Here is a 22,378-nt window from a genome sequence, read left to right on the forward strand (position 1 = left end):
CCCGGTCGGGAAGGGCTGTGGCCGAGCAGGGCGGTGAGGACAGGGTGACGGACGGCGCGGCCGGCGAGCGCGGGGCGCGGGGGCAGGCCATGTACCGGAAGGTCGCAGCGGACCTGGGCCGCGAGATCGGCGACGGCAGATACGACTCCGGCGGCCGGCTGCCCACCGAGGGCGAGCTCGCCGAACGGTACGGCGTCTCCCGCGGCACGGTCCGCCAGGCGATGGCCCTGCTGCGGACCGAGGGGCTGATCGCTTCTCGGCGCGGCACCCGGCGGGTCGTGATCGGGGTGCCCCGGCCGCAGAGCTTCGGTGAACTGCTCAGTTTCACCCGCTGGGCCCGTTCGACGGGCGAGGAGCCCGGTGGCCTGATCGTCGCCACGGACACCCGCCTCGCCGATCCCACCGAACGTGCCCAACTGCGCCTGCCCGAAGGCGCCGAGGTCCACCAGGTACGGCGCCTGCGCACCCTGTCGGGGCGCCCGGTGATGCTGGAGCGCACCGTCTACCCGTCCGCCGTGGGCGAGTTGCTCGCCGGGCTGCCGTCGGACACGGTCTCGTACACGGTGGCGCTGGAGGACTCGGGGGTGCTGTTCGCCGACGCCCAGCACACCATCGACCTGTGCCGGGCCGACGACGAGGACGCCCGGCTGCTCGGCTGCCGGCCCGGCGACCCGCTGCTGCGGGAACGCCGGGTCAGCACCGATCCGACCGGCACACCGATCGAATGGTCCGACGACCGGTACCTGCCGGAGACCGTCGCCTTCACCGTGCACAGCTCGGCGGCCTCCGGCTCGCTGGCCCGCCGCCCGGCCGGCGACACCTGAGGCGACGCCGCCGGGGAGGGGCGGACCTCTGTTCAACCGCATCTCTGATCAACCGCGCGTTTGATCAGCCACACGCCTGATCAAACGCGCGCCTGATCGAACGGGCCTTTGATCACACGGTCCGCAGCAGGCCCGCGAGTAGAGGATGGAAGTGTGCGAAGTCCGGGGCCGACGCCTCGGGGTCCTTGCCCTCGTCGTCCCAGCGGCGCACGGCCACCCCGTCCGCCGCGTAGGGATTCGCCTCGTACTCGGCGACCTCGGCCGGGGACATCGGACCACCCTGCACCGCAAGCGTGAACACCGAGGCCTCGGAGAGCAGGCCGAAGTACTCGGGTTCGACCGCGCACAGGTACCGCTTGGCCGCCACGTGCAGGCGTATCGGCTCGGTGACCGCCGGGCCGAACCACTCCACTAGCCGGTCCGCCCCGGTGTGACTGTGCCGGTTGTCGGTGCCGGTCATCAACTCCTCGCCGCTGACCGGCCCCTGGAAGTGTCCGACGTCGTGCAGCAGCGCGGCCGCCACCAACACGTCCGGCGCACCCGCCTCTTCGGCCCGTGCCGCGGCCTGAAGCATGTGCTGCGCCATCGTCACCGCCTCGCCCAGGTACGCACCCGCCCCCTCGCCCGCGAAGAGTGCGGCGAGCCCGTCGAGGAACTCCTCACCGGCCACGGCCCGTTGGCGCCGCAGCACGGCCAAGGTGCCGGCCAGCGCATCGATGTCGGCGTAGGCGCCTTGCAGGTGGCGGGCGCCGCTCTCCTCGAAGGCGGTCCGTGCGTGCAGCAACCGGACGTTGTCGAAGATCAGGCAGTCTCCGGGCGACAGCCGGAAGTCCAGCTGGAGTTCGGGCCGCAGGATGATCTCGGCGAAGGTCCGGTAGGCCCGGTAGAAGGCGTCCAGTTCGTCGGCGGGCAGCCGCAGCGTGGAGATCGACCGGTTGTTGAAGCGCACCTCGCGGATCCGGCCACGCCCGTCCACCTCGATCAACGGTCGGTCGGCCGCCAACACCGTGCGGGCGTCGCTGAATCGGAAGGGTACGAGGGTGCGCGTCAGGACCCCGAACGCCTCCGGGTCCTCGTCGCGCAGCAGCGCGGCGGCCTGGAACCCGTCCACGAGACCGGAGTCACCGCCGACCGCCGCGTTCGACAGACAGTGCAGCAACTGGAGCGTGGGGACCGGGTCCCGGTACGGGTTGTCGGTGTGCGGGGTGATCCGCGCGCCGGTGAACGCGAGGTTGTTGGGGTCCGGTTCGACCCGTACGTCGAAGAGCCGACCGTAGTTGGTCTCGCGGACGTAGCCGAAGGTCTCCGCCACCTCCAGCACCTGGCCCTCACGGCACGGCACGTCCCGCAGCAGGGCGAAGCCGAGCCCGAGGACCGACTCCAGCACCCGCGCCTTGGTGACCGGATCGCCCAGGTAGTCCGCCCAGTTGGCCTCGGGGAGCCCGCCGTCCAGGTCGGCGGCGGCCCACAGCGTCTTGCCGGTCTCGTCGCGCCGGTCCCCGGAGCGGTCGCCCGCGTCGGGCCGGTTGGCCGTCAACCACCGCGCGGAGTACGCGGATCGGTGGCCGTCCGGCGACCAGTCGACCTCGACGCCGTCGGCGGTCCGCCGCACCGCTCCGAGTCCGAGATCGGCGGGCAGCTCGGTGATCTGGAACAGCTTCTGCCCGTTGCGTGGGTCCTGGCAGCGGGGGCAGGGGCAGTTGTCCCGCAGCCAGGTGAGCGGCAGATCTTCTACTGACAGCGACACCTTCATCACTCGCTTTCACAGTTGTATAGCCAACTTTAGCGGCACGGCGAAGATCTCAGCCGCGAATGAGCGAGGGGCGACGTGCCGATTGCCTGTCCGTGAACGAGGTGCGGATCGTTCATTAAAATGAACGAAAGGTTCACCAAGGGGCTGATGGTTCGGTATAGTGAACGCATGGTTCATTCAGTTGCGGTTCCCCGGGTGGGCACACCGCAGGTCAGCGCCTACCTCGACGACACCTACCTGGAGCAGGTCGATACGCGGGTGATCGCGGTCGGCGAGCGGGACGGGGCGCCCTGGGCGGCCGTCGAGCACTGCCTGTTCCATCCGCAGGGCGGGGGCCAGCCGGCGGACCGAGGGTGGCTGGACGATACGGAGATCGTGCCGGTCCGGGACCGCGAGTCAGGACTGATCGTGGCGATCGCGGTCGAGGGCGGCTCTCTTCCGCCGCTCACCGAGGGGCAGCAGGTGCACGCCAGGATCGACCTCCCGACCCGGACGGCTCACGCCGCGCTGCACACGGCCGGGCACCTGGTCGAAGCGGCCGGCCGGGCGCAGGGGTGGGAGATGGTCGCCAGCAACCACTTCCCCGGTCAGGCACGCGTCGAGTTCCAGGTGCCCGAGGCGGACGCGCGGCTGGCCGACCCGGAAGGGCGGGAGGAGGTGACCGCGGTGCTGCGCACGGCGGTGGCTGCTGCGATCGCCGATGACCTGCCCGTTTTCGCGCGGTACCTCGACGACGGTCGGCGCGTGGTGCACCTCGACGCGCTGCACTCGGCGCCGTGCGGGGGCACTCATGTGCGCAGCCTCGGGGACCTGACCGACGTGGTGCTGCCGACGCTGAGGGTCAAGAAGGGCCGTATCCGGGTGTCGTACACCGCCACGCACAGGAGCGGCTCATGACTCCCCCGCCGTCCGGCCGTCAGCCGGTGAGCAGTACCGCGGCCGCCGTCGGCGCGAAGATCCGGCTGCGTCGCCAGCAGCGCGGGATGAGTGCCGCCGAGATGGCGCGGCGGGCCGGGCTGAGCAAGGCCACGCTGTCGCAGTTGGAGGCCGGCAACGGCAATCCGACGATCGACACGCTGGACGCGATCGCGATCGCCCTGCGCATCCCGATCGCCGACCTGCTGGCGCGGGACGCCGACACCGGACCGGTCTTCCGGCCGGCAACGGACGTCGAACCCGGCGAAGTGTCAAGGGAGTTGCTCCGCAGGATCAGCAGCGGCAACAGCCTGGAGATCTGGCGGCTGCGCATTCCGGCCGAGACGGAACTGGCCGGCGTACCGCACGCCACCGGCACGATCGAGCACCTGCTCATCGCCACCGGGCACGTCACCGCGGGACCCGTCGACGCCCCGCAGGATCTCGGTCCCGGCGACATGCTCGCCTTCGCCGGGGACGCCCCGCACTTCTACCGCACGGGTGCCGAGGAAGTGGACATCACCGTCGTCTTCGCGTCCCCCATCAGCACCTGAGCCCTCCCTCAAGACTCAGTACCTGAGACGTCCCCGACCCCAGGAAGACTCCTCATGAGCACGGCCATAGCCACCACCCCCTCCAGCCTCGCCTTCATCAGCGACAACATGGCCGGGGCGTCCCCGCAGATAGCCCGGGCCGTCGCCGACGCGGCCGCCGGGCAGGTTCTGCCGTACGGCAACGACCCCTTCACCGACAGCGCCCGCCGCAGGCTCGGTGAGATCTTCGAGCGGGACGTCAACGTCTTCCCGGTCTCCACCGGGTCCGCGGCCAACGGCCTGAGCCTGGCCGCCCTCACCCCGCCGTGGGGCAGCGTGCTCTCGCACCCCGGCAGCCACATCAACACGGACGAGTGCGGGGCTCCGGAGTTCTTCACCGCCGGCGCCAAGCTGGTCGGTGTGCCGGGTCCCGACAGCAAGATCGACCCCGAGGCGCTGCGGGTGGCCGTGCGCCGCCGGGCCGGTGACGTGCACAGTGTGCAGCCGTCCGTGGTGAGCATCAGCCAGGCCACCGAGAGCGGCAGCGTCTACACCCTGGAGGAGATCCGCCGCCTGTCCGTCATCGCCAAGGACGCGGGGCTGCGCGTCCACATGGACGGCGCGCGCTTCGCCAACGCCCTGGTCCATCTCGGCGCCACCCCGGCCGAGATGACCTGGAAGGCGGGCATCGACGTCCTGTCCTTCGGCGCCACCAAGAACGGCGCGATGACCGCCGACGCCATCGTCTCCTTCGACCCCGCGCTCGCGGCCGAACTGGCCTTCCGCGCCAAGCGCGCCGGTCAACTCACCTCCAAGATGCGCTTCCAGACGGCCCAGATCGACGCGTACCTCACCGACGACCTGTGGCTGCGCAACGCCCGCCAGGCCAACGAGATGGCGACGCGCCTCGGCGACGGCCTCAAGTCCATCGCCGGCGCGGGCCTGTTGGCCACGCCCCAGGCCAACATCCTCTTCTGCCGCCTGCCCCAGCAGGTCACCGAAGGACTTCTCGCCGAGGGCTACGCCTTCTACCACGACCGCTGGGAACCGGGCATAGTCCGCCTGGTCACCTCCTTCTCGCACAACGCCGACGACATCGACCAACTCCTCGACGCGGTACGGCGCCACACCCTCTGACGAACGGTCGCAGGGGAGAGAATGTCGGCCATGATCCTCCCGAAGATCAGAGACCCGCGCTTCGTGACGATCCGACGTGGTGGGACTCTCACCGACGCGGATCACCATCTCCTCGCCCTCTGGGCGGCGGACTGCGCGGAGCACGTCCTCGGTCTCTTCGAGGCTGTTCAGCCCGAGGACCCACGACCGCGCCAGGCGATCGAGCACGCTCGCGCCTGGGTGCGCGGCGAGGTCAAGATGATGCAGGCCCGCGCGGCCGGCGGCCATGCGATGGGGGCGGCTCGTGATCTGACGGGCGCGGCACGACATGCCGCGTACGCCGCCGGCCAGGCCGGAGCCGTCGCACACGTCGCCGCGCATGAACTCGGTGCGGCCGCCTACGCGATCAAGGCCGCGCGCGCCGCCGCACCCAAGGGCGAGGGCGAGGCCGCCGGGCGACGCGAGTGCCAGTGGCAGCGCGACCGGCTCCCGGAGGCGATTCGCGAGCTCGTACTCGACGACCAGCAACTGCGGAACGACATCTGCTGGTCGGTGTTCGACTGCTGAGCACGCGTCGGGCGCCAGGACATCAGACATGTCGGGCGCCAGACATCAGACATCAGGCGTCAGGCGTCAGGCGTCAGGCGTCAGCGAAGGGCGGTGACGGCCATGTCGCGGAGGACTTCCTCGGCGCGGTCCCATGACCAGCCGTTCTCGACCACGAGCGTGCGCCATCCCGTGGGGCCGAACCAGTACCAGAGGAGATCGCCGGTCTCCTCCGTCGAGTGGGGCGGCGAGGGCGTCAGGGTGTGCAGATGGCGCGCGGCGGTGTGCAGTGCCTCCCGGTACGCGGCCGTCGCGCGCTCCCACAACTCCTCGCCGTTCTCATGCACGGGCAGCGCCTTCCGGATCGCCTCGTGCACCGCGAACTGCCCCTCGTTGCCCCGTCGCGTGCCGTGGGCCAAGGCCGTCAGGACCGACTCCGGGGTCCGTAGTTCGAGCAGATCCTTCATGGCCTGCTCGTAGCCCGAGGCGAGCACGCCCTGGTCGACGATCAGGTTCAGAATGTCGCCCTTGCTGCCGACGCTCGCGAAGACGGTCTTCGAAGCGACTCCGGTCGCCGCGGCGATGTCGGCGACGGTGACCCGCCCGTATCCACGCTCGGCGAACAGTTCCGTGGCGTGTTCGAGGATCAGCGCGCGCGTCCGAGCGGCGCCCTGCTCGCGCAGCGGAGAGACGTAACGGCGCTTGGGAGGCATCACGCCATCCTACGGTGATGAATTCAATAGGCGTACTGTAACCTCAATTGCTATAGCTCGCTGCACCCAGGTCATCAGCACCCCCAGCACCCCCTCAGAACGCACCTCCCGCGAAAGGGATCACGCAATGGGCATGGACTCCACGGAACTGGCCCACGGGCTCTTCCGAATCCTCGAGACCGGCGATCCCGCACTGGCCGCCGAGGTGGTGCACGAGGACTTCCACAACCGGGAGGCGGCCGTCTCGCCCTCGCCCTGCTCACTCCCCGGCCCCGCGGGAGTGCTCGCCTCCAGCGTGTGGATGCGCTCGGCCTTCAGCGACCTGAGCTTTCCGGTCCTGGCTGTCGCCCACAACGACGAGCAGGTGTGGATACGACTGCGCATGCGCGGCCGTCACACAGGGCCCTTCGTCCGCTTCCGCGACGGCGCCCTCGACCAGGCGATACCTCCCACCGGACGGGACATCGACTTCGAGCAGATCCATGTGCTCGACCTCAAGGACGGCAAGGTCATCGGGCACGAGGCGGTGCGCGACGACGTGACCATGCTCGGACAGCTCGGCGTCTTCCCGCCCAGTCCTGCCGTCGGGCTGAGCATGCTCGCCTGGAAGGTGACGGGACGCTCGGCGCGTGCCGCCGCCGACGTCACGGCCAAAGCCGCGGAGGCGGCGGCCGGAGCGGTGGGGAAGGGCGCGGGCCGGACCCGCTGACGGGAGCTACGTACTGGATCCTCCGGGCACACTGGCGGGCATGCCTGTCTCTCTGCATCACATCGTCATCGACGCCCACGATCTGCCCGCCCTGGCCCGGTTCTGGTCCGAGGTTCTGGGCTGGCGGATCCTGTCCGAGCGGGAGCGGGAGGTCGTGATCGGGCCGGACGAGACCGCGCCCGTGGGCATCTGCTTCATGCCGGTGACGGACCGCAAGGTCGTCAAGAACCGGCTGCACCTCGACCTGACGTCCGCCGCGGAAGACCGTGAGACCGAGATCGAGCGCATCCTCGCACTCGGCGCCCGCCGGGCGGATGTCGGTCAGAGCGGCGACGAGTCGTGGACGGTACTGGCCGATCCGGAGGGGAACGAGTTCTGCGTGGTCCGCCCGAAGACGACCCTCATCGCCTAGGACCGACCTCGAACTCACAGGCCGACCAGGCGGGTTGGCTCAGCAGGGGGCGGAAGCGAGTGAAGAGGGCGAGGAGTTCGGCTCCCCACTGCTCGCGGAAGGCAGGATCGATGCGGGCGATGTCGAGTTCGTTGGCGGCGGACAACTCGGCGAAATCCCGGCGGAGTTGAAGCTCCGGAAGGTGACTGCGCCCGGTGAAACGGTCATGGAAAGGCCCGTCGGCCTCTACGAGCCTCGGGTAAGTGGCCTTCCGGTCGCACGCGGCGTAGCGGTACACGATCGCTTCCGCCTCGGCGCCGATCACCAGGGCGAGTTCGGCACGGCGGTCCACCGGCAGCAAGGCCGTGGGGAAGCCGTCGGTGCCGTAGAACGCGTGGCACAGGCCCGCGAGTTGGAGGTCGGGGCGGGCACCCCACTCGGCGAGTCGGCCCTGGACGCGCTGGAGGTGTGCGAGGAGGGTACCTCCCGGGTGGGGGATGTCCGCGGCACCCAACTCGCGCAGCAGGGCGACGGCTTGGTCGGCGGAGGCAGAAGTGGCGGAGGGGACAGCGGAGGCGGAGCCATCGCCAGAAACGGCGGAGGCGGAGGCGGAGCCATCGCCAGAAACGGCGGAGGCGGAGCCATCGTCGGAGGCAGTACCCATCCCTCTACGCCCTCACCGAAGTCGCCGCCCGCACCAGCGCCGCCGTCGCCATGGAGCACGACTGCTGAGGCCACGCGATCCACAACGTGGCGGGCGGGGCGTCCAGGACCGGGCGGTAGGCCACACCCGGGCGCGGATAGCGGAACGTCACGGATTCCGGCAACAGCGTGACCAGATCGCCCAGTTCGACGCGTGCGAGCAGTTGGGCGAGGTCGATGAAGCCGTGCTGTTCGACCGTCGAGTCGAGGAAGCGGCCGAGACCGGCGAGGTCGCCCGGCTCGACCCCGGGAAGGGCCAGGTCGGCCAGGGTGAGGCGGTCGCGGGCGGCGAGGGGGTGGGCGACGGGCAGGACCGCCGTTCGCGGTTCGACGAAGATCGGCTCCGCGTCGAGGCCGGTGCGGTCGAACGGGTCGTAGAGCAGGGCCGCGTCCGCCTCGCCCTGCCGCAGCAGACGGACCATCTCGCCCCAGCCGGAGAGGCGGACCGACACCGGGAGGGCGGCGGGGTCGGTGGCGAAGCGAGCCAGGACGGTCTCCAACAGACCCGCGTCGCCGTCGGCCTTGACGGCCAGGGCCAGCTTCGCGTCCGGGCTGGACGCACGTTGGGCGCGCCGCCCGGCAGCGTGCAACGCCTCCAGCGCGCTCCGGGCCTCCGTCAGGAGGACGCGGCCGGCCGGGGTCAGTGCGACGCTGTGCGTGGTGCGCTCCAGGAGGGTGACACCCAGGTCCGCTTCGAGCTTGCGGATCGCGCGGGACAGGGGCGGGGCCGAGATGCCCAGGCGCTCGGCGGCACGGGCGAAGTTGAGCTCTTCAGCGACGGCGACGAAGTAGCGCAAGGGCCGGGATTCCATAGCCGGAGACACCTCCGATCAGTATTACCTCCAGGGTAACAACCCGGATCCTTTCGATCCTTCCGTTCCGCGGGACCTGATCCGAAGATCGAAGCAGGGCACACGAAGTACGGCGCCGTGCAGTGCCGTGCAGTGCCGTGCAGCCCAGTGCACCAAGCACTCGGCGTACGAAGCATGCACCGCAGCACACGCAGCGCGCCTTCGCGTCTCCGCCCTCCCTGCCATCAAGTTTTCGGAGTCCGCTTTGATCGTCATCACCACTCCCACCGGCTCCATCGGCCGACAGCTCCTCGCCGGCATCGTCGACGGCGAGGAGGCGATCCGCGTGATCGCGCGTGATCCCTCTCAACTCCCCGAGCGCGTACGCGAACGCGCCGAGATCGTCACCGGTTCGCACACCGACCGCGATGTCGTCATGAAGGCCTTCGAAGGCGCCGACCGCGTCTTCTGGGTGGTACCCCCGGACCACCGTGCGGCCGACGTCGAGGCCCACTACCTGGACAGCACCCGCCCGGCCTGCGAGGCGATCGAGGCGCACGGGGTCAAGCAGGTGGTGGGGGTGTCCACCTTGGGCGTCGGCATCGAGAAGAACGCCGGACATCTGTCCGCCGCGCGGGCCACGGACGAACTGATCGCCGGCACGGGCGTCGCCTACCGGTCGCTGCGGCCGCCGACGTTCATGGAGAACCTGCTCCGCCAGGTCGAAGGGATCAGGGACCAGGGCACGTTCTTCATGCCGCATCCGGCGGACCGCGTGCTCGCGAACGTCGCCACCCGTGACATCGCCGCCAAGGCCGCCGAGCTGCTGCGCGACCACTCCTGGACCGGCTACGAGGGCGTCCCGGTGATCGGCCCCGACGCGCTCACCCTCGACGAGATGGCCGGGATCATGTCCGAAGTGCTGGCACGGCCCGTCCGCGTGCAGTCCATCCCCGTCGAGGCGCACCGCCAGAACATGCTCCGGCGCGGCGCGTCCGAGGATGCGGCGCAGTGTCTGGCAGACATGGCCACGGCCCAGAACAACGGTGCCTACGACGAGGAACAGCGCACCGCGCGCCCCGGCCCCACCGGTTTCCGCCAGTGGTGCGAGGAGGTGCTCAAGCCGGCCGTCCTGGGCTGATCCCCAATGGTCACGCCGACATCTTGACTCCTTCACAGCCCTGCGGCTAGTTTCCCTGAAACGATTCAAAACGCGATTCACGCAGCGTTTCACCCAGGGTTTCTTCTCGAAGGACTGAATGGACATGGCACCCCAGCCCGAAGCCGCCCACCCCGCAACCACCCATCCCCAGGCCGCCGCCCTGCTCGCGCGCTCCCATCGCCTCGGCGCCGACCCCCGCAACACCAACTACGCCGGCGGCAACACCTCGGCGAAGGGCGTCGACATCGACCCCGCGACCGGCGGGGACGTCGAGTTGATGTGGGTGAAGGGGTCCGGCGGTGACCTCGGGACGCTCACCGGGGCCGGGCTCGCCGCGTTGCGGATCGACCGGCTGCGCGGGCTGAGGGACGTGTATCCCGGTGTGGAGCGCGAGGACGAGATGGTCGCCGCGTTCGACTACTGCCTGCACGGGAAGGGCGGGGCGGCGCCGTCCATCGACACCGCGATGCACGGGCTGGTCGAGGCCGCGCACGTCGATCATCTGCACCCCGACTCCGGGATCGCGCTGGCGTGCGCGGCGGACGGCGAGAAGCTGACCGCCGAGTGCTTCGGCGACACCGTGGTGTGGGTGCCGTGGCGACGGCCCGGCTTCCAACTGGGCCTGGACATCGCCGCGGTGAAGGAGGCCAACTCACAGGCCATCGGCTGCGTACTGGGCGGGCACGGCATCACGGCGTGGGGCGACACGTCCGAGGAGTGCGAGCGCAACTCGCTGCACATCATCCGCACCGCCGAGGCCTTCCTCGCGGAGAAGGGGCGGTCCGAGCCCTTCGGTCCCGTCATCGAGGGGTACGACGGCCTCCCGGAGGCCGACCGGAGGGCGCGGGCCGCCGCGCTCGCACCCCACGTGCGCGCCCTCGCTTCTCAAGACAGACCACAGGTCGGTCACTTCACCGACGCGGACGTGGTGCTGGACTTCGTCTCCCGGGCCGAGCACCCGAGGCTCGCCGCCCTGGGCACCTCCTGCCCGGACCACTTCCTGCGCACCAAGGTCCGCCCGCTCGTCCTCGACCTGCCGCCGTCCGCCCCGCTGGAGGAGGCGATCGCCCGGCTGACGGAACTGCACGCCGAGTACCGCGAGGAGTACGCCGCCTACTACGCACGGCACGCCCTGCCCGACTCCCCCGCGATGCGCGGCGCCGATCCGGCGATCGTGCTGGTCCCGGGCGTCGGCATGTTCTCCTTCGGCAAGGACAAGCAGACGGCGCGGGTGGCAGGCGAGTTCTACGTCAACGCCATCAATGTCATGCGGGGCGCCGAGGCGGTCTCGACGTACGCGCCGATCGAGGAGTCGGAGAAGTTCCGTATCGAGTACTGGGCGTTGGAGGAGGCCAAGCTCCAACGGATGCCGAAGCCCAAGCCGTTGGCGACCCGGGTGGCGCTGGTGACCGGTGCGGGGAGCGGGATCGGCAAGGCCATCGCGCGGCGGCTGGCGGCCGAGGGCGCGTGTGTCGTGGTCGCCGATCTCGACGCGGACAACGGCCTCGCCGTGGCCGAGGAGTTGGGCGGGGCCGACAAGGCCGTCGCGGTGACGGTGGACGTGACGTCGGAGGAACAGATCACCGAGGCGTTCCGGGCTGCCGTGCTCGCGTTCGGCGGGGTCGACCTGGTGGTCAACAACGCCGGTATCTCCATCTCCAAGCCCCTGCTGGAGACTTCGGCCAGGGACTGGGACCTTCAGCACGACATCATGGCCCGCGGCTCCTTCCTCGTCTCGCGCGAGGCCGCGCGGGTGATGGTCGCGCAGGGGCTGGGCGGTGACATCGTCTACATCGCCTCGAAGAACGCCGTCTTCGCCGGCCCGAACAACATCGCCTACTCCGCGACCAAGGCCGACCAGGCCCACCAAGTACGGCTCCTGGCGGCCGAGTTGGGCGAGCACGGCATCCGCGTCAACGGGGTCAACCCGGACGGTGTCGTGCGCGGTTCCGGCATCTTCGCGGGCGGCTGGGGCGCGCAGCGGGCGGCCGTGTACGGCGTACCCGAGGAGAAGCTGGGCGAGTTCTACGCGCAGCGGACGATCCTCAAGCGCGAGGTGCTGCCGGAGCATGTGGCGAACGCCGTGTTCGCGCTGACCGGTGGGGAGTTGACGCACACCACCGGCCTTCATGTCCCGGTCGACGCCGGTGTCGCGGCCGCCTTCCTTCGGTGACAGAGATGGCACAGGCAACTGCGGTGACGGCCCCGCACGCGTACGCCGCGGTCGACCTCGGCGCGTCCAGCGGGCGCGTCATGGTCGGCCGCGTCGGGCCCGACAGCCTGGAGCTGACCGAGGCCCACCGCTTCCCCAACCGGCCCGTGCGCGTACCCGAGGGGCTGCGCTGGGACATCCTCGGGCTGTACGCGGGCGTACTGGACGGGCTCAGGGCCGCGGGTGCCCAGTGCGGTGGCCGCCTCGATTCCGTCGGCATCGACAGCTGGGCCGTGGACCACGGCCTGCTGGACGCCGACGGCGCGCTGCTCGGCAACCCCGTCCACTACCGGGACCCCCGCACCGAGGGCATCGCGGAGAAGGTGTGGGCGACCCTGCCGGCAGAGGAGCTGTACGCGGCGACAGGACTCCAGTACGCGCCTTTCAACACCCTCTACCAACTGGTGGCCGCCCGCAGCACGGACCAACTAGCCCACGCTCGCCGCCTGTTGCTCGTCCCCGACCTGCTCTCCTACTGGCTCACCGGCGAACAGGGCACCGAGCTCACCAACGCCTCGACCACCCAGCTCATCGATCCCCGCACCCGCGACTGGTCCCACGAGGTCGCCTCCCGACTGGGCATCGACCTCGGCCTGTTCGCGCCCCTGCGACAGCCCGGTGACCCGGCCGGAGTGCTGCGCGCCGAGGTCCTGGAGGAGACCGGCCTCAAGGGTCCGGTGCCGGTGACGGCGGTCGGGTCGCACGACACGGCGAGTGCCGTGGCCGCCGTACCCGCCGAGGGCGAGCGCTTCGCGTACATCTCCACCGGCACCTGGTCGCTGGCCGGACTCGAGCTGCCGGCGCCGGTGTTGACCGAGGAGAGCCGGGCCGCCAACTTCACCAACGAGCTGGGGCTGGACGGCACGGTCCGCTATCTGCGCAACATCATGGGTCTGTGGCTGCTCCAGGAGTGCGTACGGGCTTGGGGCGAGCCGGAGTTGGGGGCGTTGCTGCTGAGCGCGGCCGAGGTGCCGGCGCTGCGGTCGGTCGTGGACGCGGGCGACGAGACCTTCCTGGCGCCGGGCCGGATGCCGGAGCGGATCGCCGAGGCGTGCCGTGCCTCGGGGCAGCCGGTGCCCGCCTCGCCCGCGGAGATCACGCGCTGCATTCTCGACTCGCTCGCCCTGGCCCACCGCAGGGCCGTGGAGGACGCCCAGCGGCTGGCCGACCACCCGGTCGACTTCGTACACATCGTCGGCGGCGGCACCCGCAACGCGCTGCTGTGCCAGCTCACCGCCGACGCCTGCGGGCTGCCGGTGGTGGCGGGCCCGACGGAGGCGGCGGCTCTCGGGAACGTGCTCGTGCAGGCCAGGGCGCACGGGCTGGTCGGCGACCTTCCGGCCATGCGACGCCTGCTCACCCGTACCCAACCGCTCACCCGCTACGAGCCGCGGGGCGACACCGCACGATGGCACGAGGCACAGGTCAGGCTCACCGGAAGGTGACGGGCCGGAAGAAGACGGGGACTCCCCCAGACTGCATCGCCGCATTACGCTGCACTCATCCGATGATCGATCGCTAGGAGCCGCGATGCGTGTCGCCCTGTTCCTGACCTGTGTCAACGACACGCTCTATCCCGACACCGGGCGTGCCGTGGTGAAACTGCTGACCAGGCTGGGCGTCGAGGTCGACTTCCCGATGACCCAGACCTGCTGCGGACAGGCCCACTACAACACCGGCTACCGCCACGAGGCAGAACCGCTGGCCCGGCATTTCTCCGATGTATTCGGCGACTACGAGGCGATCGTGACGCCGTCCGGGTCGTGCGGGGCGATGGTGCGCGAGCTGTACCCGCGGATGGGCGAGCGGGCCCGCGCCGAGGGGCGGGGCGACAGCCTTGCGGTGACGTTGGCGCCGGTGGTGCCCAAGACGTACGAACTAACGGAGTTCCTCGTGGACGTGCTGGGGGTGACGGATGTGGGCGCGTACTACCCGCACACCGTCACCTACCACCCGACCTGCCACGGCCTGCGCAGCCTGGGCCTGGGCGACCGTCCGCGCAGACTCCTCCAGTCCGTCAAGGGACTCGAGCTGGTCGAACTGCCGGGCGCCGACGAGTGCTGCGGCTTCGGCGGGACCTTCGCGCTGAAGAACGCGGATGTGTCGGCGGCGATGGGCGCGGACAAGGTCCGCAACGCCGCATCGACCGGGGCGGAAGTACTGTGCGCGGCCGACAACTCCTGCCTGATGCACATCGGCGGCACCATGACCCGCCTCGGCACCGGGATGCGGCCGGTCCACATCGCCGAGATCCTGGCGAGCACGGAAGAGGAGCCGACGGCATGAGCGGGACTTTTGTTGGCATGCCGGCCTTCCCGGTCGCCGCGCACGAGGCCGTCAACAACCAGACCCTGCGCGGCAATCTGCGCCACGCCACCCACACCATCCGCGCCAAACGAGCCAAGGCCGTGGCGGAGGTGTCCGACTGGGCGGCGCTGCGCGAGGCGGGCAAACAGCTCAAGGACCACACCCTCCTCCATCTCGACCGCTATCTGGTGCAGGTGGAGGAGGCCGTCACCGCGGCCGGCGGCACCGTCCACTGGGCAGCCGACGCCGACGAGGCCAACCGGATCGTGGTCCAACTGGTCAAGGAGACCGGCGAGTCGGAGGTCGTCAAGGTCAAGTCGATGGCCACCCAGGAGATCGGCCTCAACGAAGCCCTGGAAGCCGAGGGAATCCGGGCCTATGAGACCGATCTCGCCGAGCTGATCGTGCAGTTGGGCCACGACCGGCCCTCCCACATCCTGGTCCCCGCCATCCACCGCAACCGCGGCGAGATCCGCGACATCTTCACCCGCGAGATGAGCGAATGGGGCCGCCCGGCCCCCGACGGACTCACCGACACACCCGCCGAACTCGCCGAAGCCGCCCGCCTGCACCTGCGGGAGAAGTTCCTGCGGGCCAAGGTCGGTGTCTCCGGCGCCAACTTCATGATCGCCGAGACCGGGACACTCGTCGTCGTGGAGTCCGAGGGCAACGGCCGCATGTGCCTGACCCTGCCCGAGACGCTGATCTCGGTCGTCGGCATCGAGAAGATCCTGCCGACCTGGCAGGACCTGGAGGTGTTCGTACAGACCCTCCCGCGCTCCTCGACCGCCGAGCGCATGAACCCCTACACGTCGATGTGGACCGGCACGACAGATGAGGACGGGCCGCAGACCTTCCACCTGGTCCTGCTCGACAACGGCCGCACCGACACCCTCGCCGACGAGGTCGGCCGCCAGGCCCTGCGCTGCATCCGCTGCTCCGCCTGCCTCAACGTCTGCCCCGTCTACGAACGGGCCGGCGGCCACGCCTACGGCTCCGTCTACCCGGGCCCCATCGGCGCCATCCTCAGCCCCCAACTACGGGGCACGGCAAGCGACATCGACGCCTCCCTCCCCTACGCCTCCTCCCTGTGCGGCGCCTGCTACGAGGTCTGCCCGGTCGCCATCGACATCCCTGAAGTACTGGTGCACCTGCGCGAACGCATCGTGGAAGGCGGGGAAGTAGTCCGCGAGGGCAACAAGGTGGTCCTCAAACCCGCCAAGGGACACGCCGCCGAACGCACCGCCATGCGCGCCGCCCGCTGGGCCTTCGCCCGCCCCGGCGCACTACGCACCGGGCAGCGGCTCGCCTCCCGCACCCGCCGCTTCCACCCCCGCACCCTCCCCGGGCCAGGCAAGGCCTGGAGCAGCAGCCGGGATCTGCCGACCCTGCCTCCCGAACCCTTCCGCGACTGGTGGCAGCGCACGAACGGCGGAAAGGACGGCGCCAAGTGAGCAGCAGGGAACGGATCCTGGGCCGGGTACGACGCGCACTGACCGACGTACCACCCGACAACACCCCCTACGAACAGGCAGTCCAGCGCGACTACCTGCACCAGCACGGCAACCTGAGCGTCGCGGCGACGGTAGACCTACTGGCCGAGAACCTCGCCGACTACCGGGCGATCGTCCACCGCACCGACACTGATGACCTGCCGTACCTGATCATGCGGCTGCTCGCCGAGCGCGGGCCCCAGTACGTTCTCGTACCGCCAGGGCTGCCGCCCGAGTGGATGTCGGCCGCCGATCCGACCCGCGTCCACGACCGCGCCGTGAGCACCCCGCACGAGCTGGACAAGGTCGAGAGTGTGGTCACGGGCTGCGCCATCGCGATCGCCGAGACCGGCACCATCGTCCTCGACGGCTCCCCCGACCAGGGCCGCCGCCGCATCACCCTCATCCCCGACCACCACATCTGCGTCGTACGGGTCCCGGACCAGGTTGTCTCCTCGGTACCCCAGGCTCTCGAACGCCTCGACCCGACCCGCCCGTTGACGTGGATCTCCGGTCCGTCGGCGACCAGTGACATCGAGCTGGACCGGGTTGAGGGGGTGCACGGTCCGCGCACCCTGGAGGTGGTGCTGGTGAGCGGTCCGCCGGGTGCTGGGGACGACGCCTAGGGGCCCGTTCACCAGCGGCTTCATCCATCCGCCCGGCCCCGGGCCTGCCGGGGCGCGGGTGGGAAGCCGCGCGGCTAGCGTGAGGGCATGATCCGGTTCGAACAGGTCACCAAGCGGTATCCGGACGGTACGACGGCGGTGGACGGCCTGAGTTTCGAGGTGTCCGACGGTGAGCTCGTCACGCTCGTGGGCCCGTCCGGCTGCGGCAAGACGACGACCATGATGATGGTCAACCGGCTCATCGAACCGACCTCGGGCCGGATCCTCGTGGACGGCGAGGACATCGCGGCCGTCGATCCGGTGCGGCTGCGGCGGCGCATCGGGTACGTCATCCAGCAGGTGGGGCTCTTTCCGCACCGGACGATCCTCGACAACACGGCGACCGTGCCGGCGCTGATCGGCTGGAAGCGGGCGAAGGCCCGGGCGCGGGCGGCCGAGTTGCTCGATCTGGTGGGCCTGGATCCGAAGCTGTACGGGCCGCGCTATCCCGACCAGCTCTCCGGCGGCCAGCGCCAGCGGGTCGGCGTGGCGCGGGCGCTGGCCGCCGATCCGCCGGTGCTGCTGATGGACGAGCCGTTCGGGGCCGTCGACCCGGTGGTGCGGGAGCAGTTGCAGGACGAGTTCCTGCGGATGCAGGCCGCGGTGCGCAAGACGGTGCTGCTGGTCACGCACGACATCGAGGAGGCGGTGCGGCTCGGCGACCGTATCGCCGTGTACGGGCAGGGGCGCATCGAGCAGTTCGACACCCCGGGGGCGGTGCTGGGCACGCCGGCGACGCCGTATGTCGCCGAGTTCGTGGGCGCCGACCGCGGGCTGAAGCGGCTGTCGGTGACCGCGATCGAGGCCGAGGACCTGGAGCAGCCGCCGGTGGCCCGCGTCGACGAGCCGGCCGGGCGGGCGGCGGCGCGGCTGCGGGCGGACGGGGCGCGCTGGGCGGTCGTCCTCGACACGCACGGCGATCTGCACGGCTGGGTCGGTATCGAGGACCTCGACTCGGACGGTACGGTCGGCGACCGCGCACGGCGCATGAACGCCTGGGTCCCGGTCGGCGCGCCTCTGAAGCAGGCGTTCGGCGTGATGCTCCAGCACGACGCCGGCTGGGTCGCCGTGCTGGACGAGGCCCGCTTCCTGGGCGTGCTGACCCCGGCGAAGCTGCACGAGGCGCTGCGCCGGTCGGTGGACGCGGACGCGCTGGGCGTGCCGCGGGATCAGGTGTCGTTCGACTCGGTGGCGGACGCCTGACGCCTGCGGGACCGGTTGCCCCGCGTCTCGGGGCGGTTCAGCATGCCGAAGGCCCACCGTTCGTTGAACCCGGCGAGGAACCCGATCGCGCACCAGAAGCCCCAGAACGCCGTGCCCTTCGACGCGGCCTCGCTGCCGGTGGCGCAGATCTCGGCGGTGGTGGCCGGCATGTCGATCACCGTGACCCAGCCGGTGCTGAGCAGGAAGTACACGGCGAGCGCCAGGATCCAGCCGACCATGACGCGGTAGACGCCCTCGTGGCGCAGGCTGCGCGACACCTGGGCCGGGGCGATCGCCAGTTTGTGCGTGAACTTGCCCCGCCGCAGCGGTTCCTCGCTGCACCGCACCCGCAGCAGCACGCTGAGTACGGCGCCCAGCGAGCCGACCCCGCCGCACACGAACGCGCCGAGCAGGCTCCAGCGGTCGTTGCAGTTCAGCGACACGTCGATCAGGCCCAGCACCTTCACCCCGGCCAGCAGCGGCACGCACAGCAGCAGGAAGCTGCACACGCCGCCGATGGTGAGACCGATGTTGAGCCCCCGGACGACCGCGACCGCCTCGTCCTGGCACAGCCGCGCCCACACGCCGTCGATCTCCCGGTCCAGGTAGTCGCCCAAGTCCTCGTCGCCCGGCGCGTCATAGAGTCGCGGGTCGTTGAGAACGGTCCGCACCAACCGGTCCAGCGTGATCTTCAACGCCTCCCTGGTGCGCTCCTCGAAGGCCCGCTGGGCCGCTCCGTAGAGGTACTCCAGCTCCAGCTGCCGCTTCGGGTACACCTTGCGGAACTGGGCCATGTCCTGGGCGAGTTCGGGCTCCACGCCGACCAGCAGCTCCTGCGGGTGCCGTTCGGTCGGTGCCCCCTCGATCACTGCGCACGCTCTTTCCCACCGAGTCCGGTGGATTCCCCCGTTGTCCGTCATACAGGACATGTACCGCCACGGGCGGGTGCTCGGAACGCCCGTACCGCACCAATACGGTCACGGCATCGTCACCGCATCGCGGGCCGGGAGAAGGCAGGTTGACGATCCGGCAGGTTCTCAGTCCAGCAGACCCTTGTCCTTGAGATAGGTCCGTGCCACGTCCTCGGCCAACCGCCGCCAGCTGTCGACCTGTTGGTTCATGGCGGCGAGGTCGGCCGTCGTGAGGACGTCGTTCAGTTTGCCCAGCGCCTTGGTGACTCCTTCGCCGCCCGCCCGGGAGCGGTTGACGACCGGGACGACGTAGTCGGCGTTCTGGAGGTGCTTGTCGTCGGCGAGGAGGACGAGGCCGAACTCGGAGAGGGTGGCGTCGGTCGTCGTGGTGAGGACCATCTGGTCCTGGCCGCTCTGCACGGCCCGCTTGGCCTGGGTGGTGCCGACGCCCTTGGGGTCGACGGCGGTGATGTCGATGCCGTAGGTCTTCTTCAACCCCGGTTCGCAGTATGGCCGTTGGACGCACTCGTCGCCCGCCGCGAGCCGCACCTTCAACCCGGACGCGCCCAGGTCGCTCAGGGTCTTCAGGTCATGCTGCTTGGCGTAGGAGGCGCTCACGGCGAAGGCGTTCTGGTCGACCGCCCGGCCGGGGGCGAGGACGGTGAGGCCTCGGGGTGTGGCCAGTCGGCGCAGGGCCTTCATCGTGGCGTCGAGGTCGGGCGAGCCGACCGGCGGCGCGTCGGCTCCGTTGGTCTTGGCGTTGAGCCAGTCGGCGAAGGTGGCCGCGTACTCGGGGACGACGTCGATCTGCCCTGATTCCAGGGCGGGTTCGTACAGTTCCCGGTTGGCGACGGTCAGCAGGGACGTCTTGTATCCGGCCTGCTTGAGGAGCAGGGAGTACATCTGGGCGAGCAGGTCGCTCTCGGTGAATCCGGCCGAGCCGATGGTGAGATGGTGGCTGTCGCCGGGCGGCTCGGTGACCGCGTTCTGGTTCTCCAGGGACGGGCCGGTGGAGCAGCCCGCCAGCAGCAGTACGGCCGCCAGGGCCAAGGCCCGCCTCACCGCTCGCCCCTGGCCCAGCGCGGCGACAGTCTCTCCACCGTCTCGAAGATCCCCTCGACGACCAGCGCGAACACGGCGACCAGCACGGCGCCGGCCACCACCTGTGCCGTACTGGCCAGGTTGAACCCGGCCGTGATGATCCGCCCCAGCCCTCCCCCGCCGGCCAGCGCGGCGATCGTCGCGGTCGCGACCAGCTGGACGGCGGCGATCCGCACACCGTTCATGAGCATCGGGAGCGAGAGGGGCAGTTCGACGCGGAACAGCATCTGCCGGCCTGTCATCCCCATGCCGCGCGCGGCCTGGACGATGCTGCGGTCGACCTCGCGCATGCCGACGTAGGCGTTGGTGAGCAGGGGCGGTACGGCGAACAGCACCAGGGCGACGACCGTGGGGCCCTCGCCCCACTTCCCGATGGGGGTCAGCAGGAGGAGGACGAGGACGGCGAAGGTCGGGACGGCGCGGCCGATGTTGGAGATGTTCACCGCGAGCGCTCCGCCCTTGCCGAGATGGCCCAGGACGAGCGCGATCGGCAGGGCGATCAGGCAGCTGATGACCAGGCAGACGACGGTGAGGACGAGGTGCTGGGCGAGCCGGTGCCAGATGCCGTCGTCGCCCGACCAGTGGGCGGAGTCGGTGAGCCAGTCCCAGGCGTCGGTCAGTGTCTTCATCCGCGGGCCGCCCTGGTCCAGGGGGTGAGCAGGCGTTGCACACCGAGCAGGAGCAGATCGGCCACGATCGCGATGACCACGCACAGCACGGAGGCGGTGAGCACCTGCGCCTTGAAGTAGGTGTTCATCCCGGCGTAGATGAGGTTGCCGAGTCCGCCGAAACCGACGATCGCGCCGACCGTGACCAGGGAGACCGCCGAGACCGTGGCGATGCGCAGTCCGGCCATCGCGGCGGGCAGGGCGAGGGGCAGTTCGACGGTGAGCAGGAGGCGGATCGGGCCGTAGCCCATGCCGCGCGCGGCCTGTCTCGTCTCCGCCGGGACCGCGCGCAGGCCCGCCAGGATGTTCCGTACGAGCAGGGTCAGCGAGTAGAGCACGAGTCCGGCGACGACGAGGCTCTTCGACAGGCCGTAGACGGGCAGGAGCAGCGAGAACATCGCCAGGGACGGGATCGTGTAAAGGATCGTCGTCAGAGCGAGGACCGGACCGGCCGCCCAGCCCCAGCGGCGCGCCACGACGGCCAGCGGGAGGGCGAGCGCGAGCCCGATGAGCACCGAGATCGCGGTCAGTTGGAGATGCTGGAGGACGGCGTCGAAGAGGATGTGGCGGCGGGTGCTCAGATACTCACCGCAGATCCACTCGTTGCGCGCGAGGCAGTCGTCCGGGGGCGCGGTCACGGGTCCATTGGATCCGGCGGGGCGGGTGTCGGCGCGTTGTGGTGACCCGTACGGGCGGCGGTCAGGGGTTCCAGTAGGTCGAGAGCGAGGCGACGAAGGCGGCCGCGGAGGTGAGGACGACGAGTTGCGCGCCGGCGGTGATCCAGAGGCGGCAGGCGATCGCCAGGCCGACGGTCACGGCCTCGACCCGGCAGAGGAACACCACGCAGTCGTGCTGGTAGGAGAAGGCCGTGGCGTCCATCATCCCGGGGTAGGGCATCCAGTCCTCGGTGAAGATGCCCTCGGTCCCCAGCAGGAGGATCCCCGCGACGAGGAGGACGTCGAGGGAGATCAGCAGTGCGCAGGTGATGCCGTCGGCCCGGCGGTGTTCGGGCGAGCGGCGCAGGAGGCGCCGCGTGAACCGGGTGGCGGCGGTGTCGTGGGCGGTCATCGGGTGCCTCCGTCGCCGGTCGCGGTGTGCCAGGGGCTGACGCCGAGCTTGCCCGTGGTCCCGAGGTCGAGGCCGCCGTCCGGTGCCACGAGGAGCGGGAGCGCGCCGGGATGCGCCTCGACCGTCAGGTACGGCACGTCAGTCGCGCCGTCGAAGCCGGTGGTCGTGTTGCGCCACAGCAGACCGGCGGAAGCGGTTTCTCCGGGCGCCAGGGTCACGGCTTTCGGCGGTTCGTCGAACGTGGCCACCGTGGCGATGCCGCCGCTGCCGTGGATGACGGAGATGCCGGGGATCGTCTGCTGATCCTGGTCGAGGAGCCGGAGGCCGGGGTAGCCCTCGACGCGGTAGGTGCGGGTGCCGCAGTTCTCCAGTTTGAGGTCCATGGCCCGCAGGCCGAGGGCCGCCTCCACCGGGCCCGCGGTGACACGGACGCCGTCCCGCGGACAGGTCGGCTCCGGCTTCTGCGCCGCGGCGGCGGGCGCGTCGTACACCACGTCCGTCACCGTCCAGATGACCGCGCCGACGACCAGTCCCACCGCCGTCGTCAACATCGCGTCGAGCACGCTTCTCCGCATCCGCAGAGTCGATCAAGACG

24 protein-coding genes are annotated in these 22,378 nt (G+C 70.5%); 14 read left to right on the forward strand and 10 right to left on the reverse strand.

All coding sequences use genetic code 11. The features are described from left to right. Positions 1-17 precede the first annotated feature (17 nt). Positions 18-824: a GntR family transcriptional regulator gene (locus ACIP6U_RS00670; RefSeq protein ID WP_401710835.1), complete on the forward strand. Its 807-nt coding sequence runs from the start codon at positions 18-20 to the stop codon at positions 822-824. Between the two features lie 112 nt (positions 825-936). On the opposite strand, the gene ACIP6U_RS00675 is transcribed toward ACIP6U_RS00670, so the two are convergent. Beyond that, positions 937-2,577, reverse strand: coding sequence for a TauD/TfdA family dioxygenase (locus ACIP6U_RS00675; protein ID WP_401710838.1), 1,641 nt, complete (start codon positions 2,575-2,577; stop codon positions 937-939). Between the two features lie 168 nt (positions 2,578-2,745). On the opposite strand from ACIP6U_RS00675, the gene ACIP6U_RS00680 reads away from it, so the two are divergent. From ACIP6U_RS00680 to ACIP6U_RS00695, 4 genes are read left to right on the forward strand one after another with little or no spacing between them, the layout of a single operon-like run. Further along, positions 2,746-3,474, forward strand: coding sequence for a metal-dependent hydrolase (locus tag ACIP6U_RS00680; RefSeq protein WP_401710841.1), 729 nt, complete (start codon positions 2,746-2,748; stop codon positions 3,472-3,474). Next, complete coding sequence (locus ACIP6U_RS00685) at positions 3,471-4,046, forward strand: helix-turn-helix domain-containing protein (RefSeq protein WP_401710844.1); 576 nt, start codon at positions 3,471-3,473, stop codon at positions 4,044-4,046. Before ACIP6U_RS00680 ends, ACIP6U_RS00685 begins: the two co-directional genes overlap by 4 nt. A gap of 54 nt (positions 4,047-4,100) precedes the next feature. Next, a complete protein-coding gene (locus tag ACIP6U_RS00690; RefSeq protein WP_401710847.1) occupies positions 4,101-5,162 on the forward strand; it encodes a threonine aldolase family protein in 1,062 nt (353 codons plus the stop codon). 30 nt (positions 5,163-5,192) lie between these two features. Then, positions 5,193-5,708, forward strand: a complete 516-nt coding sequence (locus ACIP6U_RS00695; RefSeq protein ID WP_401710850.1) for a putative immunity protein — start codon at positions 5,193-5,195, stop codon at positions 5,706-5,708. Between the two features lie 80 nt (positions 5,709-5,788). Here ACIP6U_RS00695 and ACIP6U_RS00700 read toward each other — a convergent pair whose 3' ends face one another. Further along, positions 5,789-6,400 (reverse strand): TetR/AcrR family transcriptional regulator, encoded by a 612-nt coding sequence (locus ACIP6U_RS00700; protein ID WP_401710853.1) that lies wholly within the window; start codon positions 6,398-6,400, stop codon positions 5,789-5,791. Between the two features lie 133 nt (positions 6,401-6,533). Between ACIP6U_RS00700 and ACIP6U_RS00705 the strand changes: the two genes are divergently transcribed. Together ACIP6U_RS00705 and ACIP6U_RS00710 are read left to right on the forward strand one after the other, a co-directional pair. Then, positions 6,534-7,109 (forward strand): ester cyclase, encoded by a 576-nt coding sequence (locus ACIP6U_RS00705; RefSeq protein WP_401710856.1) that lies wholly within the window; start codon positions 6,534-6,536, stop codon positions 7,107-7,109. 40 nt (positions 7,110-7,149) lie between these two features. Next, on the forward strand, positions 7,150-7,521 hold the full coding sequence (locus ACIP6U_RS00710) for a VOC family protein (protein ID WP_401710859.1): 372 nt from the start codon (positions 7,150-7,152) through the stop codon (positions 7,519-7,521). Here ACIP6U_RS00710 and ACIP6U_RS00715 read toward each other — a convergent pair. Both ACIP6U_RS00715 and ACIP6U_RS00720 read right to left on the reverse strand, forming a co-directional pair. Beyond that, complete coding sequence (locus ACIP6U_RS00715) at positions 7,511-8,164, reverse strand: DUF6817 domain-containing protein (RefSeq protein WP_401710862.1); 654 nt, start codon at positions 8,162-8,164, stop codon at positions 7,511-7,513. The genes ACIP6U_RS00710 and ACIP6U_RS00715 overlap by 11 nt on opposite strands. A gap of 4 nt (positions 8,165-8,168) precedes the next feature. Then, positions 8,169-9,014 (reverse strand): LysR family transcriptional regulator, encoded by an 846-nt coding sequence (locus ACIP6U_RS00720; protein WP_401710865.1) that lies wholly within the window; start codon positions 9,012-9,014, stop codon positions 8,169-8,171. A gap of 244 nt (positions 9,015-9,258) precedes the next feature. On the opposite strand from ACIP6U_RS00720, the gene ACIP6U_RS00725 reads away from it, so the two are divergent. From ACIP6U_RS00725 to ACIP6U_RS00755, 7 genes are all read left to right on the forward strand, one after another. Beyond that, positions 9,259-10,134 (forward strand): NAD(P)H-binding protein, encoded by an 876-nt coding sequence (locus ACIP6U_RS00725; RefSeq protein ID WP_401710868.1) that lies wholly within the window; start codon positions 9,259-9,261, stop codon positions 10,132-10,134. Positions 10,135-10,258: 124 nt separating this feature from the next. Then, positions 10,259-12,328, forward strand: coding sequence for a bifunctional aldolase/short-chain dehydrogenase (locus ACIP6U_RS00730; protein ID WP_401710871.1), 2,070 nt, complete (start codon positions 10,259-10,261; stop codon positions 12,326-12,328). Between the two features lie 5 nt (positions 12,329-12,333). Next, positions 12,334-13,812: a rhamnulokinase family protein gene (locus ACIP6U_RS00735; RefSeq protein ID WP_401710874.1), complete on the forward strand. Its 1,479-nt coding sequence runs from the start codon at positions 12,334-12,336 to the stop codon at positions 13,810-13,812. An 85-nt stretch (positions 13,813-13,897) separates the two neighbouring features. Next, positions 13,898-14,653, forward strand: coding sequence for a (Fe-S)-binding protein (locus ACIP6U_RS00740; protein WP_401710877.1), 756 nt, complete (start codon positions 13,898-13,900; stop codon positions 14,651-14,653). Then, positions 14,650-16,128 carry a LutB/LldF family L-lactate oxidation iron-sulfur protein gene (locus ACIP6U_RS00745; protein ID WP_401710880.1) on the forward strand — a complete coding sequence of 493 codons (1,479 nt, stop codon included), beginning with the start codon at positions 14,650-14,652 and terminating at the stop codon, positions 16,126-16,128. The genes ACIP6U_RS00740 and ACIP6U_RS00745 overlap by 4 nt, the downstream gene beginning before the upstream one ends. Beyond that, complete coding sequence (locus ACIP6U_RS00750) at positions 16,125-16,793, forward strand: lactate utilization protein C (protein ID WP_401710883.1); 669 nt, start codon at positions 16,125-16,127, stop codon at positions 16,791-16,793. Before ACIP6U_RS00745 ends, ACIP6U_RS00750 begins: the two co-directional genes overlap by 4 nt. Positions 16,794-16,880: 87 nt before the next feature. After that, positions 16,881-18,035 carry an ABC transporter ATP-binding protein gene (locus ACIP6U_RS00755; RefSeq protein WP_401710886.1) on the forward strand — a complete coding sequence of 385 codons (1,155 nt, stop codon included), beginning with the start codon at positions 16,881-16,883 and terminating at the stop codon, positions 18,033-18,035. On the opposite strand, the gene ACIP6U_RS00760 is transcribed toward ACIP6U_RS00755, so the two are convergent. From ACIP6U_RS00760 to ACIP6U_RS00785, 6 genes are all read right to left on the reverse strand, one after another. Beyond that, positions 18,002-18,904, reverse strand: coding sequence for a hypothetical protein (locus ACIP6U_RS00760; protein WP_401710888.1), 903 nt, complete (start codon positions 18,902-18,904; stop codon positions 18,002-18,004). The two genes, ACIP6U_RS00755 and ACIP6U_RS00760, sit on opposite strands and share 34 nt — an antisense overlap. Before the next feature lie 168 nt (positions 18,905-19,072). After that, positions 19,073-20,008 (reverse strand): ABC transporter substrate-binding protein, encoded by a 936-nt coding sequence (locus ACIP6U_RS00765; RefSeq protein ID WP_401710891.1) that lies wholly within the window; start codon positions 20,006-20,008, stop codon positions 19,073-19,075. Continuing rightward, a complete protein-coding gene (locus ACIP6U_RS00770) occupies positions 20,005-20,676 on the reverse strand; it encodes an ABC transporter permease (protein WP_401710894.1) in 672 nt (223 codons plus the stop codon). The genes ACIP6U_RS00765 and ACIP6U_RS00770 overlap by 4 nt, the downstream gene beginning before the upstream one ends. Further along, positions 20,673-21,353: an ABC transporter permease gene (locus ACIP6U_RS00775; RefSeq protein ID WP_401710897.1), complete on the reverse strand. Its 681-nt coding sequence runs from the start codon at positions 21,351-21,353 to the stop codon at positions 20,673-20,675. The genes ACIP6U_RS00770 and ACIP6U_RS00775 overlap by 4 nt, the downstream gene beginning before the upstream one ends. Positions 21,354-21,414: 61 nt before the next feature. Then, complete coding sequence (locus tag ACIP6U_RS00780; protein ID WP_401710900.1) at positions 21,415-21,783, reverse strand: hypothetical protein; 369 nt, start codon at positions 21,781-21,783, stop codon at positions 21,415-21,417. Next, positions 21,780-22,358 carry a DUF4232 domain-containing protein gene (locus tag ACIP6U_RS00785; protein ID WP_401710903.1) on the reverse strand — a complete coding sequence of 193 codons (579 nt, stop codon included), beginning with the start codon at positions 22,356-22,358 and terminating at the stop codon, positions 21,780-21,782. Before ACIP6U_RS00785 ends, ACIP6U_RS00780 begins: the two co-directional genes overlap by 4 nt. Positions 22,359-22,378 lie beyond the last annotated feature (20 nt).

It is taken from the genome of Streptomyces sp. NPDC088794, from assembly GCF_044750545.1.
Lineage (GTDB): Bacteria > Actinomycetota > Actinomycetes > Streptomycetales > Streptomycetaceae > Streptomyces.

Bases quoted from the DNA above. Each gene is read 5' to 3' on its own strand.
- ACIP6U_RS00675 (WP_401710838.1), bottom strand. From the start codon at position 2,577: ATGAAGGTGTCGCTGTCAGTAGAAGATCTGCCGCTCACCTGGCTGCGG.
- ACIP6U_RS00680 (WP_401710841.1), top strand. From the start codon at position 2,746: ATGGTTCATTCAGTTGCGGTTCCCCGGGTGGGCACACCGCAGGTCAGC.
- ACIP6U_RS00685 (WP_401710844.1), top strand. From the start codon at position 3,471: ATGACTCCCCCGCCGTCCGGCCGTCAGCCGGTGAGCAGTACCGCGGCC.
- ACIP6U_RS00690 (WP_401710847.1), top strand. From the start codon at position 4,101: ATGAGCACGGCCATAGCCACCACCCCCTCCAGCCTCGCCTTCATCAGC.
- ACIP6U_RS00695 (WP_401710850.1), top strand. From the start codon at position 5,193: ATGATCCTCCCGAAGATCAGAGACCCGCGCTTCGTGACGATCCGACGT.
- ACIP6U_RS00700 (WP_401710853.1), bottom strand. From the start codon at position 6,400: ATGCCTCCCAAGCGCCGTTACGTCTCTCCGCTGCGCGAGCAGGGCGCC.
- ACIP6U_RS00705 (WP_401710856.1), top strand. From the start codon at position 6,534: ATGGACTCCACGGAACTGGCCCACGGGCTCTTCCGAATCCTCGAGACC.
- ACIP6U_RS00710 (WP_401710859.1), top strand. From the start codon at position 7,150: ATGCCTGTCTCTCTGCATCACATCGTCATCGACGCCCACGATCTGCCC.
- ACIP6U_RS00715 (WP_401710862.1), bottom strand. From the start codon at position 8,164: ATGGGTACTGCCTCCGACGATGGCTCCGCCTCCGCCGTTTCTGGCGAT.
- ACIP6U_RS00720 (WP_401710865.1), bottom strand. From the start codon at position 9,014: ATGGAATCCCGGCCCTTGCGCTACTTCGTCGCCGTCGCTGAAGAGCTC.
- ACIP6U_RS00730 (WP_401710871.1), top strand. From the start codon at position 10,259: ATGGCACCCCAGCCCGAAGCCGCCCACCCCGCAACCACCCATCCCCAG.
- ACIP6U_RS00735 (WP_401710874.1), top strand. From the start codon at position 12,334: ATGGCACAGGCAACTGCGGTGACGGCCCCGCACGCGTACGCCGCGGTC.
- ACIP6U_RS00740 (WP_401710877.1), top strand. From the start codon at position 13,898: ATGCGTGTCGCCCTGTTCCTGACCTGTGTCAACGACACGCTCTATCCC.
- ACIP6U_RS00745 (WP_401710880.1), top strand. From the start codon at position 14,650: ATGAGCGGGACTTTTGTTGGCATGCCGGCCTTCCCGGTCGCCGCGCAC.
- ACIP6U_RS00755 (WP_401710886.1), top strand. From the start codon at position 16,881: ATGATCCGGTTCGAACAGGTCACCAAGCGGTATCCGGACGGTACGACG.
- ACIP6U_RS00770 (WP_401710894.1), bottom strand. From the start codon at position 20,676: ATGAAGACACTGACCGACGCCTGGGACTGGCTCACCGACTCCGCCCAC.
- ACIP6U_RS00780 (WP_401710900.1), bottom strand. From the start codon at position 21,783: ATGACCGCCCACGACACCGCCGCCACCCGGTTCACGCGGCGCCTCCTG.
- ACIP6U_RS00785 (WP_401710903.1), bottom strand. From the start codon at position 22,358: ATGCGGAGAAGCGTGCTCGACGCGATGTTGACGACGGCGGTGGGACTG.